This window comes from Larkinella bovis, assembly GCF_042655385.1.
Taxonomy (GTDB): domain Bacteria; phylum Bacteroidota; class Bacteroidia; order Cytophagales; family Spirosomataceae; genus Larkinella; species Larkinella bovis.
The window spans coordinates 74,699-92,864 of the sequence record NZ_JBHSMA010000017.1; the positions used below are offsets into that span (position 1 = coordinate 74,699).

Annotated in this window: 13 protein-coding genes; 5 read left to right on the forward strand and 8 right to left on the reverse strand. The window is 54.1% G+C overall.

The features are described 5' to 3' along the window. Positions 1-81: 81 nt before the first annotated feature. On the forward strand, positions 82-813 hold the full coding sequence (locus ACFPMF_RS26785) for a GntR family transcriptional regulator (protein ID WP_379851004.1): 732 nt from the start codon (positions 82-84) through the stop codon (positions 811-813). Here ACFPMF_RS26785 and ACFPMF_RS26790 read toward each other — a convergent pair whose 3' ends face one another. From ACFPMF_RS26790 to ACFPMF_RS26800, 3 genes are all read right to left on the reverse strand, one after another. Further along, positions 814-2,868, reverse strand: coding sequence for a sensor histidine kinase (locus ACFPMF_RS26790; RefSeq protein WP_379851006.1), 2,055 nt, complete (start codon positions 2,866-2,868; stop codon positions 814-816). It abuts the gene before it with no gap. Positions 2,869-3,006: 138 nt separating this feature from the next. Continuing rightward, positions 3,007-4,200 (reverse strand): Gfo/Idh/MocA family protein, encoded by a 1,194-nt coding sequence (locus ACFPMF_RS26795; RefSeq protein ID WP_379851008.1) that lies wholly within the window; start codon positions 4,198-4,200, stop codon positions 3,007-3,009. A 272-nt stretch (positions 4,201-4,472) separates the two neighbouring features. Further along, positions 4,473-5,402: a ClpXP adapter SpxH family protein gene (locus ACFPMF_RS26800; protein WP_379851010.1), complete on the reverse strand. Its 930-nt coding sequence runs from the start codon at positions 5,400-5,402 to the stop codon at positions 4,473-4,475. Positions 5,403-5,636: 234 nt separating this feature from the next. On the opposite strand from ACFPMF_RS26800, the gene ACFPMF_RS26805 reads away from it, so the two are divergent. The 4 genes from ACFPMF_RS26805 to ACFPMF_RS26820 all read left to right on the forward strand — a co-directional run bounded on the left by ACFPMF_RS26805 (position 5,637) and on the right by ACFPMF_RS26820 (position 9,449). Further along, positions 5,637-5,942, forward strand: a complete 306-nt coding sequence (locus ACFPMF_RS26805) for a winged helix-turn-helix transcriptional regulator (RefSeq protein WP_379851012.1) — start codon at positions 5,637-5,639, stop codon at positions 5,940-5,942. A gap of 139 nt (positions 5,943-6,081) precedes the next feature. Continuing rightward, the gene (locus ACFPMF_RS26810) at positions 6,082-6,447 is read left to right on the forward strand and encodes a hypothetical protein (RefSeq protein WP_379851014.1); all 366 of its coding nucleotides are present in this window, start codon (positions 6,082-6,084) and stop codon (positions 6,445-6,447) included. Between the two features lie 141 nt (positions 6,448-6,588). Next, positions 6,589-8,886 carry a TonB-dependent receptor gene (locus tag ACFPMF_RS26815; protein WP_379851016.1) on the forward strand — a complete coding sequence of 766 codons (2,298 nt, stop codon included), beginning with the start codon at positions 6,589-6,591 and terminating at the stop codon, positions 8,884-8,886. A 251-nt stretch (positions 8,887-9,137) separates the two neighbouring features. Continuing rightward, entirely contained in the window at positions 9,138-9,449 is a 312-nt protein-coding gene (locus ACFPMF_RS26820; protein ID WP_379851018.1) for an isoamylase early set domain-containing protein, read from the forward strand. A 95-nt stretch (positions 9,450-9,544) separates the two neighbouring features. On the opposite strand, the gene ACFPMF_RS26825 is transcribed toward ACFPMF_RS26820, so the two are convergent. From ACFPMF_RS26825 to ACFPMF_RS26845, 5 genes are all read right to left on the reverse strand, one after another. Continuing rightward, positions 9,545-10,480 carry a hydroxypyruvate isomerase family protein gene (locus ACFPMF_RS26825; RefSeq protein ID WP_379851042.1) on the reverse strand — a complete coding sequence of 312 codons (936 nt, stop codon included), beginning with the start codon at positions 10,478-10,480 and terminating at the stop codon, positions 9,545-9,547. 28 nt (positions 10,481-10,508) lie between these two features. Further along, complete coding sequence (locus ACFPMF_RS26830; RefSeq protein ID WP_379851020.1) at positions 10,509-13,601, reverse strand: PVC-type heme-binding CxxCH protein; 3,093 nt, start codon at positions 13,599-13,601, stop codon at positions 10,509-10,511. 132 nt (positions 13,602-13,733) lie between these two features. Further along, positions 13,734-15,149: a sialate O-acetylesterase gene (locus ACFPMF_RS26835; RefSeq protein ID WP_379851022.1), complete on the reverse strand. Its 1,416-nt coding sequence runs from the start codon at positions 15,147-15,149 to the stop codon at positions 13,734-13,736. Next, positions 15,146-16,609 carry an FAD-dependent oxidoreductase gene (locus ACFPMF_RS26840; protein WP_379851024.1) on the reverse strand — a complete coding sequence of 488 codons (1,464 nt, stop codon included), beginning with the start codon at positions 16,607-16,609 and terminating at the stop codon, positions 15,146-15,148. The genes ACFPMF_RS26835 and ACFPMF_RS26840 overlap by 4 nt, the downstream gene beginning before the upstream one ends. A 25-nt stretch (positions 16,610-16,634) precedes the next feature. Continuing rightward, the gene (locus tag ACFPMF_RS26845; protein ID WP_379851026.1) at positions 16,635-18,083 is read right to left on the reverse strand and encodes a RagB/SusD family nutrient uptake outer membrane protein; all 1,449 of its coding nucleotides are present in this window, start codon (positions 18,081-18,083) and stop codon (positions 16,635-16,637) included. Positions 18,084-18,166 lie beyond the last annotated feature (83 nt).

The window sequence follows — 18,166 nt, forward strand, 5'->3', positions numbered from 1 at the left end:
TTTCAGGAATGCAATAACTTATTATAATAAGTCTCAATTTAAAGAGTTTTTTGTATACTTGTTCATCAACAACCAGCCTCTATGAACGATCGGCCCACCCGCATCCCCCAGTATCAGTACCTCTATGAATCCTTACGCCAGCAGATCATCCGGGGCGATTTTAAATCGGGCGATTTGTTGCCTTCCGAAAAAGACCTCCAGAACCAGTTCCGGCTGACGCAACCCACGATCAGGCAGGCGCTGGGCCTGCTGGTGCAGGATGGTTACATCCGTAAACACCAGGGGAAAGGCAGTATTGTGCAGCCCTTACCCATCGGGCTGGGCGTCATGTCAATTGTCGGGCGGCTGGCCAATACGACCAATACCGGAAAAACCGAGCGGATGACTACGGCCATTCTGACCAAACCACGGCTGCATCCTTTCCCCGACGACTTCCTGTTCACACCCACCGAAGACGACCACAAAGTCGGTTTTTATTACCTGGAACGGCTGCGGGCGGTGGAAGAAGAGCCGGTTTTTTTTGAAAAGGTTATTTTGCCCAACCGCTACCTGCCCGGTTTTTCGCGGCAACGGCTCGAAAACCGCTCCCTGTTCGACCTGCTCCGGGCCAAATACGGGCTACTGGTGAAAGGGGGCGAACAGAAAGTGCTGGCCGTAACGGCCGACGGGGAACTGGCGCGGCAACTGGGCGTCGCCAACCAGACGCCCGTTCTCAGACTCGACAAACGGCTCGATACGAACCGACCCGATTTCAGCTTTTATTCCTCCCTATACGCCCGAACCGACCGTTACATCCTGCACGGCCGGTTCTGATCATCCGGCCGGAATGATCACGGTAAAGGTTGCCCCCTGATTAGGAACGCCGTTGGCAGTAATGATACCGCCGTGGTTTTCAACGATTTTCTTGCAGATTGCCAGCCCGATTCCGGTACCCTCAAACTCTTTTTTAGCGTGTAATCGCTGGAAAATCGCGAAGATTTTACCGGCATACCGGTTATCGAAACCGATGCCGTTATCGGCAATTTTCAGTTCCAGATACCGCCGGGCCGGAGTCAGGCCGGAATACCAGACATCGCCGGGCTGCAAAAACCGGTACGTAATCCGCACCACCGGCGGAACGTCGTGTCGGGCAAACTTGAAGGCATTCGTCAACAGGTTCAGGAAAAGCTGCCGAAACTGGGAGGCCACCACGGCCACCGCTGGCAGGTCATCAGCGTAAATTTCGGCTTTTACCTGCTCGATTTTGAAGTCAAGCGACTGCACCACATCATCCAGCAGTAGTTTCAGGTCCTGTTTTTCAAACCGCTGGTCGGACGAAATCAGCGAAACCGACAGCACATCGCCGATCAGGTTGTGCATCCGCTGGGCTGCGTCGATAATCTTCGTCAGGAAAAGCTGCCCTTCGGCGTCCATTTTGTCCCGCTGGCTTAGCAGCAAACGGTCGCCAAACGCGGTTATTTTTCGCAACGGTTCTTTCAGGTCATGGCTCGCGATGTAGGCAAATTCCTGTAAACTCGCGTTCGACTGCTCCAGCCGCCGGTTCTTTTCGCCGGCCTGGTTCTCAGCTTCCACTTTGTCGGTAATGTCCAGCGAAATGTTCAGGATATGTTCCACCTTGCCTTCACGGTCGCGGTCGAAAACCGTGCCGTAGGTTTGAAACCAGCGGTATTGCCCGTTGTGGTGCCTCATCCGGTACGTAAACTCCGACACCAGCACTTCGTCGTTATTACCCGATGCCTGGTTGGCTTTTTCCAACGACCGGAGATTTTCTTCCATCAATTTGGGAAAATCGTCCGGGTGCATAATCCCGATCAGAAATCCAATTCCTTCTGCCTGCAACCGTTGGGGCGAATAGCCAAGCAACAACTCGAAACCCTGACTAACAAACAGATACTGACCCGTATTGACATTAAACGTCGCGATGATCGCCGGGGCGGCATCCGTAATTTTCTGAATGAACTTCTGCTTCTCCTCCACGAGCTGCAGGCTTTGTTTCTCCAGATCGATGTCGAGCGTCAAACCGATAATTTCCCACGGCTGGCCGTCGGGTTTGCGCCGAAACACCGATTCGTAATTTCGCAGCCAGCGGTAGTGCCCACTCTTATCCTTCAGCCGGTGTTCGAACGTCTGCACTTCACCGTCTTTCACCTGGGAAAACGATTCTAAATGGGCCAGAATCCGCGGAATATCCGTGGGGTGGTGTACGGTTTCGAGGTACATACTGCCCATCGCCCGGATTTCATCGGGCGTGTATCCCAACATCGGTTCGACTCTCTGGCTGGTATATCGTTCTTTCCGCTCTATCAGGTCAAAGACGTAAATGACGCCCGGCATTGTGTCCGTCAGCTTTGAATGAAAATAAAACTGCTCGTCAATCTTGCCGTGTAAGATATTGATATACAACCCCGTCGCCCGACTAGCCAGATCGAGAACATAAGCATCGATTTCCCGAACGAGATCAATTATTCCGGCCACATCGGCGGTGTAACCGGGCAGAAAAGTCAGCATGGCCTGCTTCCGCACATAGCCCATCAGGCTGATGTCTTTCGGAGCAATCTGGGTCCGGTTAAGCCCCTGCAACTGGTCCTGCGCCCAGCGTTGCAGCGTCGCGTCGATGTGGCCACTGATGCGGTTTTCGGCAAAAGCCGTCAGCAATTTCGCCGACGAGTCGTAGGATAACTGCCGGAGCTGTTCCGGCGTCCACGCCTTGAAAAAGGCCAGCATCGGAATGTCAACTTCTCCATACAAACGCAGCAATTCCGCGCTAAACTCCTCCAGATGCCGTTCCAGCAGGAATTTTGCAAAACCGGGTAAATGCGTAAAAATAAGTTCCGTAGAAGTATTCTCCGGGCGATCGGGAGTTGCCAACAGACAGGTGAGTAAAGAGTTATGTGCTGTTAAGGTTTTTGGGGTTTCAGTTTACGGTTTTCGCCGGGCCGTCGTTACGTTGGACTGACGCACCTATTCGGTAACAACGAAGCGACTATAAACCGTAAACCTACTCCCCTAGGGCAAATCACGCTCCAGAATCCGGCCGGTTTCTTTGTCTTTCAGAATGACCTTATGCCGACCGTCATGCGTCACCTCTTCCTTGATCAGGTAGTATTTTTCGTCGTAATCCACCAGCGTCGCTTCCTGGGTCAGGCCTTCCCGACCGCGCCAGACGGGCAGGTGCACGGGTTCCCACTGTTTGGTTTCGGCCGACCGATAAGCCGCATCCAGCACGGCGTTGACCACGTAACCGTCGTAGAACGTCTCGGCGGGTTCGCGTCCTTCGTCGGCTGCGTTGAACATATCCGTAAACATGTGATTGTACCCCAGGTCATTGACTTCATCGCCCACGGGAAACAGCCAGCCGGTGGTGCTCTCGGCTTTCTCGGCCACGTAATCCGCGCCTTTTCCGGTCGTGAACATTTCAAAACCGGTACGCAGGAAGTTGTTGATCCAGATGGTTCCTTCGGTTCCCATCACCTCGTCGCGAAGGTCCATTCCCCCCCGGAACGTCCAGCTCACTTCAAACTGACCGATGGCCCCGTTTTCGTACTTCACCAGCGCGATGGCGTGATCTTCCGCATCGATCGGTTTTACCTGCGTGGCCGCCCAGCACATCACCTCCACGGGCTTCACATCTTTCCCGATAAAATTGCGCGAGATTTCGACACAGTGGCAACCCAGGTCGAGCATGCAGCCCCCACCGGCCTGTTCTTTGTCCCAGAACCAGTCGCTATGCGGACCCGGGTGGGTTTCCCGCGATTTGGCCCACAGAATCCGGCCCAGCGCACCGTTTTTGACACTTTCCAGCGCCTTCAGGAATTTCGGGGTATAACAGAGATCTTCCAGATAGCCAGCAAAAATCCCGGCCTCCTCCACCGCTTTCAGCATCCGCAGAGCTTCGGCACCCGTGCGGCCCAGCGGTTTAGTGCTGACAACGGCTTTCTTGTGTTTGGCGCACAACAACACGGCCGCTTCGTGCAGGTTGTTGGGCAACGCAATACAGACCATATCGACCTCCGGGTGGGCAATCACGTCTTCCATTTGGGTTCCCCAGATTGAGCAACCGTAGTCGGCGGCAAATTTTCGGGCACTTTCTTCGCGACGGGCGTAGATAGCCACCACGCGATCACGTCCCCGTTGACCGTGGATGGATTCGGCATAGAACCGGCCAATAAAACCGGACCCCAGCATGGCAATTTTTCGCATAGGTAAAGGATAAGGCATGAATAATAAATGATGGCTGATGAACGATGGAGTAACTAGCCGGACATGAATGCATTGTTTCTCGTCCATCCTTCCTGTCAAATATAGGCAGTGGGGGAAGGAATGAATAGCTTTTTGTCGGAAAATGATTGAGAAGAGACCTGGTGCCGGAGGTTTGGGAAGGCGAAAGCCATTGACCGGCCCACCCGGATGAAACAAAAAAAGTACCTGCTTCGAAAACAGGTACTTCCCGGGGAGGAATTCCAGGTTACACGTTACGGCAGTCCGGCGGACGCAGCAATCCATAGATCACCATTTTTTGTCCGCAGCCTGGTCAGATGCCCCTGATCCGTCAGATTCTGTAAAAAAGCCACGCTCTCCAGCCTGGGAACACCCGAAAGCTCCGAAAATTCACGCGTGGTCAACGATTCAAAGCGGGCGAATAAGAACTGCCATTGCGGATCGACGGCCTGCTTCTGAACCGCCGGATACACCGTCTGGATCGCCTTCTCGTAAACGCTGTACGGTTTCATCCCGTAGATAAATTCCGGTTTTCCCGATCCATCCGAAATAAAAATGGACGGAAACCCCCGCACGCCCAACCGCCGACCGCGTTCCAAATCGTCCGCAAAGGCTACGCTAGCCTCTCCTTCGAAATCCGCTTTCAGCCGGGCCCCATCCAGACCGACCGTCTGGGCGGCTTCCGCCAGGTGGTTCCAGCGGGTAATGTTTTTCTTTTCCAGGAAAACCATCTCGCGGATTTTGCGCAAAAACCGGATAGCTTTCTCCGAATCCTGCCACTGGGCCGCCTTGAACGCAATCGAGGGCGGGTACGACGAAGGCAGGGGATCTTCCAGCCAGACATCGCCGTCAATGGGCATATCGTAATGGTGGCTCACTTCATCCCAGTGCGGAGCAACATCCGAAGGCTTGCTGATCCCACCGCTGTTATAGCTCCAGTCGGGCAGCAGCCCTCCCATCCGGTATTCAATTTCCAGCGAATCACCGTATTCCAGCTTCAGTTTTCGCAGTTGCGGCTCGATACCCCAACAGGATGAGCAGATCGGATCGGTAAAATAGAGGAGTTTGACCGGTTTTTTGTCAACCCGAACGATCAGGTCGTTTTCGGCGGCCTGCGCAGGGCCTACTTCGCATGATCCCGTTATACTATCACAGAGCAGTGGATTCGTTTTCTGATTGTGCATGTTATTCTGAATTTTGTAAGTCCCCGTTCAGGCTCCGTCCGCTGGCGTTCTCCGATAAATCCATTTTCTACTGAAAAACGGACCTTTCTTAACGTTTACAAGACAACCTCTTCAGGAATTATTTCCTAAGCGAAAAAAGCCTGTTTGCTCCATTTCACTGGAATTAAATGTGTAACTTGCCTACAAAGGTCGGCAAGGGCCCGGGGCCTGTCAATTAGTCAAAAAAACTTGACTATGAAAAAAGTCCAACAACATGAAATGGTTTGTCCGGCGGAAGAGTTACTGAAAGCGCTTTCCGGGAAGTGGAAGCCGCAACTGTTTAAATTGGCCCTTGAGGGTCCGTTGCGTTTCAATGCCTTACTGCGCCAGGTGGAAGGGGCCAACAAGCAATCGCTGGCAACTTCCCTCAAGGAGTTAGTGGAGGAAGGCTACCTGGAGAAAGTGGTCATTCGGTTGAAACCTTTGCACATTGAGTATTCGCTTTCCGAAAAAGGGAAACTGTTAATCCCGGTTTTTAAACAACTGGAAACCTTATACTAACCAGCCAGTCGCCCGATGCCAGCGGCTCTGGACAAGAGAAGGCAAAATCCAGGGCTTAAAAATTTAGACTTGTCTAAATTTATTCTTTATCTTTGTTGAAACGGCCGTAGCCGTTTATGCCAACTTCCTAGTTAGAGCCATGCACTGGTTGCCGGTTTATCGACAGAAAATCGCCCGCATTCTGCTGATTCTGTTCAGCTTTATGCTGGTCAATTCGGTTGTTTTCCGACACGCCCACAAGCTCGCCAGTGGCCGGATCATCGTCCACGCGCACCCTTTCATTCCCATCGGCGATAGTCCGTACCAGCCCAATACGCACACCAACGGCGAATTATTCTGGCTCGACAATTTCACCAACATTCTCTACGACAGCCTGACGCCGTTTGCATTTGTCTGTGCGGTCCTGAGCGCGCCGGTGCTGCGTCATTTTCTGGCGGTTTACGAACGCATCCAAACCCACTTCTTTCCGTACTTCTCCCATCGGGGTCCGCCGGTTGTCGGATAATTGCTTCCTGTTTGTCGCATCCTGCGATTTCCATTTCATTTCCTGCTGCCCGTTGCGCTGGTGATGGCTGGTTTATACCCGGCTGATTTCCTGCGCTTTATGGGCCTGGAATTTCCCTTCTATTATTGTTTTCCGACAACCATGCAAAAAACGATATACGTATCGCTCCTGCTTATCGTGTGCAGTACCCTTTTCGCAACCGCCCAATCGACGGCCACGATCGAAGGGCACGTTTTCTCCAAACAAAAACCGCTTGAACTGTCCACCATCGCCCTGAAGGGAACCCGCTTCGGTACCCTCAGCGATACGGCGGGCGTTTTCAAACTGACCGGTATTCCGGCGGGGCGCTACCAACTGGTGGTTTCCCAGGTCGGTTTCGAGACGTTCCAGAAAACCATCGTCCTGACCGCCGGGCAGACTTTCCGCCAAACCGTCGACCTGCGAGAAGCTCCCAACACGCTGGGCGAAGTCGTCATTACGGGAACGATGAAAGAGGTTTCCAAGCTGGAAAGTCCCGTTCCGGTGGAGATTTATACGCCGAAATTCTTCCAGAAAAACCCCACGCCCAACATCTACGACGCGCTGCAAAACATCAACGGCGTACGGCCCCAGCTCAACTGCAACGTCTGCAATACCGGCGATATTCACATCAACGGTCTGGAAGGTCCTTACACGATGGTGCTGCTCGACGGTATGCCCATCGTCAGCTCGTTATCAACGGTGTACGGCTTGTCCGGCATCCCGAATTCACTGGTCGAGCGGGTCGAGGTGGTGAAAGGTCCGGCTTCGACGCTATACGGGTCGGAGGCCGTGGCCGGTTTGATCAACATCATCACCAAAAATCCACTGAAAGCGCCCGTCCTGACGGCGGATGTGTTCGGAACCAGCTGGCAGGAATACAATGCCGACCTGGGTGTCAAGTTTAAAGCCGGAACCGCCAACTCGCTGGTCGGTCTGAACTACTATAATTACCAGACACCGCACGATAAAAACGGCGACGGTTTTACGGACGTGACGCTCCAGCACCGAATCTCGGTTTTCAATAAATGGCAGTTCGAGCGAAAGGAAAACCGCCTGGCCAGCATTGCCGCCCGGTATTTTTACGAAGACCGCTGGGGCGGCCAAACCAACTGGACCCCGGTTTTACGCGGAACCGATAGCCTGTATGCCGAAAGCATTTATACCAAACGGTTCGAATTGATTGGCGCTTACCAGTTGCCAACCACCGAGAACATCACCCTGCAATCGTCGTTCAACAGCCACCACCAGAACTCGTACTACGGCACGACGCCGTTCATGGCTACCCAGCGGATTTTCTTCGCGCAACTGCTGTGGAACAAGGAATTCAATAACCGGTTCAGCCTACTGGTGGGAACACCGTTCCGGTACACGTTTTACGACGACAGTACGCCCGCGACCCAGACCGGCGACTCGCTCCGGCCCATTAACCAGCCCGACCGGACGCTGTTACCCGGGATTTTTGCCCAGCCGGAGTTCACGTTCAACGACAAACACAAGCTGCTGATCGGGCTTCGGTACGACTACAATTCGCGGCACGGCAACATCCTGACGCCCCGGTTTTCGTACAAATGGTCGCCGAACAAAGACAATGTGATCCGGTTGAACGCCGGAACCGGCTACCGGGTGGTGAACCTGTTCACCGAAGACCACGCGGCTTTGACCGGGGCGCGGCAGGTGGTGGTGAAGGACGAACTGAAACCCGAACGAAGCTGGAACGTAAACCTGAATTACACGAAACTGATCGTGTTTGGCAGCGGTTTTCTGAACGTCGATGCATCCGTGTTTTATACGTATTTCACGAACCGCATTATTGCCGATTACGATACCGATCCGAACAAAATCTTTTTCGACAACCTGAAAGGCCACTCGACCTCCAAGGGTGTTAGCGTGAACCTGGACGCCAATTTCACCTTCCCACTGAAAATCAACGCCGGTTTTACGCTCATGGATGTCTACAAAGTGGAGGATGGTACCGATGGCCGAGCCGTCAAAACCCGGCAGTTGCTGACCGAACGGATAACCGGTACCTGGACGGCTTCGTACGATTTCGGACGCGGTTTTTCGACGGATTATACGGGGAACCTCTACGGGCCGATGCGCCTGCCCCTGCTCAGCAGCGACGACCCGCGCGCGCCCTATTCGCCGACCTGGAGCATTCAGAACATCCAGCTAACCAAGAAGTTCGACAATGGCTTTGAGATTTACGGTGGCATCAAGAACCTGCTGAACTTTACGCCCCCGGCCAACAGCATTGCCCGGGCCAACGACCCTTTCGACAAGCAGGTCATTTTCGGTCCCGACGGCCAGGTGGTGGCCACGCCCGACAACCCCTACCGGCTGACCTTCGATCCCAATTACGTGTTTGCGCCCAACCAGGGCATTCGCGGTTTTCTGGGTGTTCGGTACACGGTTCGCTAAAAAATTGCGTACTGGCAACGGAGGCCCGTCAACCCCTGTCTCTACCCATAATGGTGTAGGATTGCCGGCTAAAACATTTTACAAAGACAGCGGTTCTATGAAAAAAGCCGGTTTTATTCGGAGACTTTTTAAATTATTGCATCGAGAAATAGAACGTTTACAAGAAAGACAGGTTTTAATACTTTGATAACCATCACATTACTGTTTTTTTCATATAAATTTACAACCGTAAACCAAACACTCTACTCGATATGGCACTTGCAAAACAATATGTAAAAAGCAAGCCTACAATTTGCAAAGTAACGTTTACGCTGCCTGCTGACGCGGTGAACGGCGCGAAGGAAGTTGCACTGGTTGGTGATTTTAACGGCTGGGATTCGTCAGCTACTGCTCTGAAGAAACAAAAAGACGGTTCATACAAAACGACGGTTGAATTACCGATTGGTCAGGAAACGCAATTCCGCTACCTGATCGATGGCGAAACCTGGCTGAATGATCCGGAAGCCGATAAATACGTTGGCAGCGGTGTTTCATCAGACGACAATTCCGTTGTGGCTCCGTAAGGAATTTGCCGGGGCTTCGCTCCCAAACGATTTCAAACAGAACAGCCCGGCCAGATGGCCGGGCTGTTCTGTTTGACTGATCCCTGAATCCGCAATTACACGGTAAAGCTGTCGGATTCGATGTAGGCTTTGATCAGGGCCTGCTCTCCTTCTTTGCCCGGATACGCATTGCCGTGCTCCATGCCCCAGATAAACTCCTTGTTTTCGGCTTTGGCTTTTTCGTAACAGTGTTTGAACACGTTCTTGTAGTTGATTTCGCCGGTTGTCGGTTCTTTCCGCCCGGGGTTGTCGCCAATCTGGAAATACCCGATTTCGCTCCAGCACCAGTCGATATGCGGAATGATGTGCCCTTCGTTTTTCTGCATGTGGTACACATCGAACAGGATTTTGCAGGCCGGGCTGTTGACGGCGCGGCAGATTTCGTAGGTCTGGTCCGAGGTGCGCAAAAACAGGTTGGGCGTATCGCTGAGCGGTTCCAGCACCATCGTCAGGTTGTGCGGAGCCAGAATATCCGATCCCCGGCGCAGGGCGTCGATGACGTGGCCGGTTTGAATTCCGATGGGCAGGTTCCGCTGAAAATCACCGGGAACTACCGTCATGTATTTGGCATTCACCCGCTTGGCTACTTCAACGGCTTTTTTGCAACCGCTCAGGAAAATGTCGATAAACTCCTGCTTGCCAGCCGCCAGGGTGTTAGCTCCGTTGCCGCCTTTATCGACCACAAAAACTCCCATTTTCATGCCGAGTCGGGCCATTTCCTTCGCAATTTTCTCCTGTTCTTCCACCGGCCGACCCATCATTCCGTTGTCTTCCAGCGCCTTAAAACCGTTGTCGGCCATAAACTTGAGCTGGTCGATGACATCCTTTCCGGCGCTGTTCGTAAACATGCCGAAGTGGGGCGCATACAACAGTTTAAACTGGTTTTTTGCCACCGTTTGTGGTTGAGAGGGTTCTTTTCCGGCCAAAGCATTACCCGCCAGCGCAGCACCGGCCAGTCCTAACGTTGATTTGACAAAATCGCGTCGTTGAATCATAATAAAGTGGATAAAAGGAAGGTTTTTATTTTCGTTTTAAACTTGCTAAATAGTCGACTAAATCCACCAGTTCCTGCGTAGACATGTTTTCCTGCAAACCCGACGGCATCATCGATGAGTCCAGGGGCTTCATGGAAACCACGTCGCTCATCTTGTAGTCGGTCACGACTCCGCCCGGAAACTTCATCTGCAGGTCGGTTTCGGTTTTGCTGGAGATAATGCCGGAAACCGTACTGCCGTCCTTGAATTTAACTTCAAAGCCTTCGTATCCAAAACTAATGCCGGCATCCGGGTACAGAATCGCCAGATACTGACCCTCTTTCGGCAATTTACTGCCAATTTCGGACAGTTTCGGCCCGAAGTCCATGCCTTCGTTGTTGATCTGGTGACAAATCGAACAATTGGTTTTGAAAACCGTCAAGCCCCGGCTGGCATCACCGGTCATTGCCAGCAAATCCGGAATTCCGGGCATTTTCTTTCCGGCGGCACTGTTTCCGCCGTTGAGGTAGCTGGCCGCTTCCAGCCGCACTTTTTTCCGCCAGGTTGTGCTTACGCCCTGTACCGCTGCCGCCTTGTACTCATCCTTGATTTGTCCAGAGCGCAACAGCGACAGAATCAGTTCCTCTCCATCGTTGCTGCCGCCAATGGCGCGGGTGGCTTCCCGACGCAGGGCTACCGGGCGGTTTTCGTCCAATGCGACGGTTTTTAGAATATCCAGTGACTCCTTGCTTCCTACCCAGCGCAGGGCCGATGCCATGTTGACAGCTGCGTTCGGATCTTTTCCGTTGATCACTTCCCAGACCAGCTGACCGCCCCCCTGTTTCAACAACTGCCGGGTGGCTTCCCGGCCCATCATGTCCGTAAACTGCTTCTGGCTCAGGGCCAGCAACCGGGCGTTTTCGGCCGTGGGTTCATACCGGCTTACCATCTCCATATAATCCGGTTTACCGTATGTTTCGTCCAGCAGTTTAGTCAAAGCGGCCATGGCTTCCGGCGAATTTTTCACGAAAGCCTTATCGAGGTGACGCAACGCCAGTTTCGTTATCTGCACATCATTCGGATTGCTTTTCAGAATACTCAGCAGCGCATTGGATTTTTCGGTTGCACCCGGATTGAAGTCGAACGCCCGGAAATACCGCAAACGCCCGGTCAGATCGGTCTGCGAATCGCCAGCCAGTTTCGCCAGCAGGGGAACAGCATCCTTCGTCCGGGCCCGCCAGACAATGTCTTTGCCAGCAGCCGTCGTCAACGGATTCTCCCCCGAACGCTTCAGCCAGGCTCCATAATAGGCATCCCATTGTCCATCCGCACCAATGCCGAGGGCTTCGAGGTACCAGCGGTCTTTGCCATCGTGACGTGATGCGAGTTGTGCCCACAAATCAGGGGCAGCCGGTGACGTATTCCGGTGTAAGGCAAGGGCGCATTCCCGCCGAACCTGCGGATCGGGGTCATTCACCAACTGTTTCACATACGGCGTAACATCGCCTTTCAACTGACGAGCCGCCCGCAAAGCCGCCATTCGCAGGTTCGGGTCGCTGTCTTTCAGGGCGGTTTCGATGTACTTTTTGCCTTTTCCGTCCAGTTTACTCAACAGCCACAACGCCCGGGCTTTCATGCGCGGATCGGATGCGGTTTGGTAAAGTTTCGCCAGATCCTTTTCGGCTTTTGCACCCAGCTCGTGCAGTTTGTTCCAGGCAGCATAGCGAATCGCCATGTTCGGACTTTGCAGGGCTTCGATGGCTCCGGCCGTCGTGGTCAGGTCTACTTTCGGTATTTTATACGGCGTATTCGGCGGAGCAACGCGGTAAATCCGGCCCCGGTTTTGATCACCGGCCTGGTGACCACCCACGCCCGGATCGTACCAGTCGGAGATCATCAGCGAACCATCGGGGGCCACGCACACATCCGAGGGCCGGAACCACTGGTCACGGGTGCCTTCCAGCACCGGCACAATCGTCGCCTTATAGCCCGCGCCGTCGTTGGTCACCGGATAAGCCCGCACCACATTAGGCCCCGCATCGCAGTGAATCACCTGCCCCTGAAATACGGATGGTAGCAACTTTCCTTCGTATACAATGATTCCGGTCGGTGACCCCGCGCCGGTTTGCAGCAGATTCGGGACAACACCCGGATCGTTCAGGTGCCAGTGCCGCTGTGGAATGGTTTCTTCGAGGTTAGTCCGATTGGCCCGCCAGCCCGCGCCGGTCATTTCGTCGGTGTAGCCGTAGTTGCCGTATTCCATCACGTAGTTGATCCGAACGCCCTTGTTGCCGTCGTCGTCGTTATCCGACTGCCACATGGTGCCGTACGAATCAACGGCCACTTCGTAGTTATTCCGGAAATTATGCCCGAGCACTTCCATCTCGCTGCCGTCGGGATTGCAGCGGAACACCATGCCCTGTTTGAAGTTCTTCAGATCGATTTCTTTGCCAGTGCTGCGGTCGATAATCGGTCTGCCGTTTTTATCAAGAATTTGTTTGCCTTCGTTGCCAAAATTGAAATACCACTTCCCATCGGGGCCAAAAACAAATGAATGCAGACCGTGGTCGTGGTCGGCCCCACTAATACCTGTAAAGAGCAGTTCTTTTTTGTCGGCTTTATCGTCGCCGTTTTCGTCCGTAAACACGAACACATTCGGGCTATCGGATACGATCACTTTATTGCCCTGTACCCAGATGCCGAGTGGCGAAACCAGCTCCGGCCCCTGGTAAAACGTCTTGGTAACATCGGCCTGCCCATCGCCGTTGGTGTCCTCCAGAATCAGAATCCGGTCGCCTTCCGGGCGCGTCGGGTTGCCGTTGATTCCAGCGCGGTAGTTGTACGCTTCGCACACCCAGACGCGGCCCCGCGCATCGACGTCGATGTTGGTGGGATTGGTCAGCATGGGTTCGGCCGCAAAGAGTTTGGCTTCCAGCCCCGGGGCCACGTTCAGGCTACCCACGGCGTATTTCGGATCGCGTTTATCGTCGTCGGAAAGACCGGCAAAAAGCCGTTCGAGGTATGGGGTAGAAGCCTGGTTGAGGTTGTCATTTTGCCAGGCACCGATCAGGGCGCCCCCGATCAGAAGCCCGGCCGTGGAGAGCGCCAGCGCCCGACCAGACCACCGAAAACGTTTCACGTAACGAGTTGAGTTCATAAACTACGCACGAAGTAAGGGTTGGAATAAATCGGGTAAATGTAGTAAAAAAACCCAAATCTCCTTCCCGAATTTAGCGAGTCGTGCCCTCTCCTGTTCCTTAGCTGCCCGGTGTTACTCGCGGGTGAGTTCGCCCAAAACCGGCAAGCCCAAATCCCACTGATCTGTTCGAAACGGAATCACCGGCAGGCCTTCCCGGCTAAACAGGTTCGGTTCGGGGGCATCCCGAAACGCAAACCGTACCGCCACCGGCCTGGGAATCCCCTCTGCCCATACTTCCACAGTTTTGCCGATAATCCGGGCCTGGGCTTTCGTAAAAATCCGATCGGCACCCGCAATCTCAAACTCCGTAATTTCCGGTCCTTTAACCATGAACCCGTCGGGCGCATGATCGAACGTGAGTTGAACCCGGCTTCCGAGGATTTTCATCGACCGGTATTGTGGGCTTTTGTACGCGTTAACCGGCTGGCGATAGGTGTCGGCCAGCGCCCAGTTGGCCAGCCGGTTTCCCACCTCTTTTTTGTAGGCCGGATGAATGTCATCCCGGTTATCGACCAGGTCCGTTGTCACCACCATACCGGTTTTGGTTAGATCCATTGCCCGCGTCTGGTTCTCCCGGAGCAGGGCGGTTTCGTAGGTTCCGCCGTACCGATACGGCGCCAGCTGGACGTAATAAAACGGAATATCGTGCTGCCAGAAACCCCGCCAGCTATCAACCAGCAGGTGCATTAGTCGGTAGTAGGCCGGGGCATAATGCCGGTTCGATTCGCCCTGGTACCAGATTACGCCTGCAATGGCAAAAGGCGTGATGGGGGCAACCATGCCGTTAAAAAGGGCTCCCGGTTTTACGGGGGCCCAGGGGGTTTTCACCATTGTTTGAGCCGAATACCGGGTTTCGGGATAAAGGCTGGAAAGCGATTCGGGCAACCAGGTATCCAGTTTGGAACCGCCCCAGGATGCATCGATCAGGCCAATCGGAACGCCGAGAGTTGCCTGAAGTTTTTTACCGAAAAAGTATCCGACGGCACTAAACCGCTTCAGACTGACGGAATCACAAACCGCCCAGTTTCCCTTCACATCGTTTTGGGGCGAAGCAGCCGCCCGCTTCGCCATTTTGAAAAACCAGATATTGGGATTGAAGGCCGTTGGCAGTTCGGCCCGGGCGTCTTTGGCGCCACCGGCTGCATTCAGTTCCATATTCGACTGCCCGGCACATACCCAGACCTCGCCGATCAGAAGGTTGGTCAGCGTGATCGTATTGCTACCTTTGATGGTCAGGCTATAGGGCCCTCCGCTTTTCGGCGTTCGTAGTCGTACCTGCCAGGTGGCATCCGGCGCCCCAACGGTTTCGACCAGCCGGTTATCCCAGCTGGCCGTAACGCTTATTTTCTCCGTCGGGTTGGCCCAGCCCCAGATCACTACCTCGGTTTGCTGCTGCAACACCATGTCCGACGCCAGAATGGCGGGCAAGGTCACCTCAGCCCGGGCAACAGTCCCAAGCAATAACCAGACAGCCAGCACGGTTTTCATGCCCCCCGCATGCCGAGTTTGGTCAGGGTGGCAACGGCTTCGCTCCACTCCACTTCGTGGGGTTTCCGCTTGCTTTTGGCGGCAATAGCGGCCACCACCCCGGCGGCTTCACCCATCGCAACGGCATTGCCGGTAACCCGGTAGCTGGCGTGGGCCGTAAAATCTCCGCTGATGCAGCGCCCCGCCATCATCAGGCCATCAACATCTTTGGCAATCAGCGCCCGCAACGGAATGTCGTACGGTTTCATTTTGATACCGCCCCGCGAAATGGTTTCCTTTTCGTTTTCACTGCGCGTTGCCGCGTGGATGTCTACGCCGAAGGTTGGCCGGACGACGGCATCTTCGTGACGGGCACCGACAACGAGATCTTCCTTACTCACGGTATACCGCCCGTGAATCCGGCGGCCATCACGAATCCCGATCTGTTCGGGCGTGGCCACAATCTGCATTCCTTCCCAGGGACCGCCCAGTTTCGCCAGCCCCCGGACAATATTGTAAACTTCGGCGCGCGCCCGCACCGTCGCTTCGGTAATCTCGTCGGCATCGAACGCCTTGATGTTGTATTCGTGGTTGACCATCACCATCACCAGATTGTCCCGAATCAGAAAGAGCGTTGGCATACCGTACGAAGGCGTAATGCCCGCGCGGTTGATCTCTTTCATGAACTCTTTGGTTGCCTTGACGTGCCAGTCCATATTGGCTTTGCCGTTGTCATCCTGATAAAAGGAAATGTACTGCCGGAGTGCGGACGCATCTTTCACCACCGCCAGGGTGTTGAGGGTCAGAGGTTGACAGGGACAGGTATCGCCCCCCCGGCCGATTTCCCAGCTATTGCCAGCCTGGGCGCCCAGGTCGCCGTCGCCCGTGGCATCGATGAATACCTTGGCTTTCCAGGCCTGCCGACCGGATTTCGATTCGGTAATCACCGTCGTCAACTGGTTTTTGTCCTTGTATGCAGCCGCCACACGCGTATGCAGCAGGAATTTCACTCCGGCTTCTGCACACATTTCTTCCAGCAGCAGCTTCATTTCGTCGGGATGATACACAAACTGATCGGCAATCTGATTACGCCGGGCATCACGCTCGTCAAGCTTGGCCTTGATTTCCTTCGTCAGACCCGGTTTGTTGAAATCGAAAATATAGGTCAGTAAACCGGCGGTCCAGACCCCGCCCAGACAACCGTGTATTTCCAGCAATTGCGTCCGGGCACCGGCCCGGGCCGCCGTGATGGCTGCGGCAATACCGGCCGGACCACCCCCGCAAACCACCACATCGACCTCGCCCTTAATGGGTAGCTTGCGCGCCGGTTCCGAAAAAGTAGTCGGGTTCTGCGCCTGTGCCTGTTCAGACAGCCCCAGGCCGGAAAGCGCGGTAGCGCCGACGACCGACGATCGCAGGAACTTCCGGCGGTTCAGGTTAAACAGGGATGCGATTTCCGGTTTATTATCCATTGATTCCATGACATTTTCAGGGTTTAGTAGTGTTTTAATAGCCCGGATTCTGATCTTTCACCGGATCGATTGCTTTGTTGTAGTTCAATTCCGAAACCGGAATCGGCCACAGGAAATGCTTGTTATCAATGGTTTTCCCTTTAGCCGCCAGAATGATTTCCCGCGCTTTCCCCGTTCGTTTCAGTTCCAGCCACCGCTTACCTTCGTACTGAAATTCGTAGCCCCGTTCCTTAACGAGCAGGTTCAGGAACGAATTCGTCGTCGGGTAATCAGCCAGCTTGAAATCAACCGCCGAAGCCGTTGCGGCCGGTTTTCCGTAGGCCCGGCGATGTACCTGATTGAGGGCTTCCATGGCGGCTGCCGTTGGTGCATTCCCGGCCCGGGCGGCTGCTTCGGCGTAAATCAGCAGGACATCCGCGTAACGATACCAGGTAACATCGTTGCCCGCTCCGGCAAATTCGAGCGAATTGGGGTCAATGAATTTTCTGCTCAGCAATGACGTGGCGCCAATTCCGATGTTCCAGGAGTACCAGATGCCTTTCCGCAAGTCGGCATTGTCCCACTGCTGGTAAACCGGGTTGGTCGAGTCGCTGTGCAGGCCAAAAACGCCCCCACCTCCGCCCAGAAGCCTGGTTCCGGGGTGGTTAATCAGCGTCGGGAACAGGTTGCCCTGGCCGGGTTGACGGGAGAATTTTAGGTAAAAAACCTCCTCCGGTGAGGTGATGATGTCCGGACCAAAAACTTTCTGAAAATCCTCGGACGTGGCAACCGGAATCAGCGAAAACCGGCCGGACTTAATGATTTCATCAGCCTTATCGCGGGCCTCGGCAAATTTTTCCTGTTGCAGATAAACATCGGCCAGCACGGCTTTGGCGGCCCACTTGGTCGGTCGGCCCGGTTGTGACACCTGATCGGGCAGGTTCGCTTCGGCTTCTTTCAGATCACTCAGAATCAGGCCATAGACTTCTTCCACGGTATTCCGTTTGGCGTCAATCTCGGTCATATTGGCTTCGGTCCGGATGGGAACACCGCCCCAGTTACGCACCAAATGAAAGTAACTGAACGCCCGCAGGAATTTGGCTTCGGCTACGTAGCTGGTCACATCGGCCTTGCTGATCGATTTGCCGTTGGGCGCGTTTTTAATCACCAGATTGGCGTTCCGAATGCTGAGATAATAAGCCTCCCAGGCACCGGCAACCCGACTGATGTTGACATTATCGAGTCCCTGAAAATTGTTCAAAACCGCATAGCTACCGCGTCCGTAGGCATAGTCGATATGGGCTTCCAGGACGGCGATGTACACCCCCATCCCGTTGGTGGAACTGCTGCGCAAGGGCACGTAAATGGCATTCACCGCCGATTCGACCTCGGCTTTCGTGTTGTAAAAAGTTTCAACCGCCAGTGATTTGGGGTTTTCCTGCAACACATCCTCGCAGGACGTCAGCAGCGCCGGAAGCAGGAGAAGGAATAGTATCTTTTTCATTGTTCTGACGACTTAAAGAGTGAAAGAGCGAAAGAATGAAAGAGTAAAAATGGACCAGAACCCTGTTGAGCAATCCGCTCTTT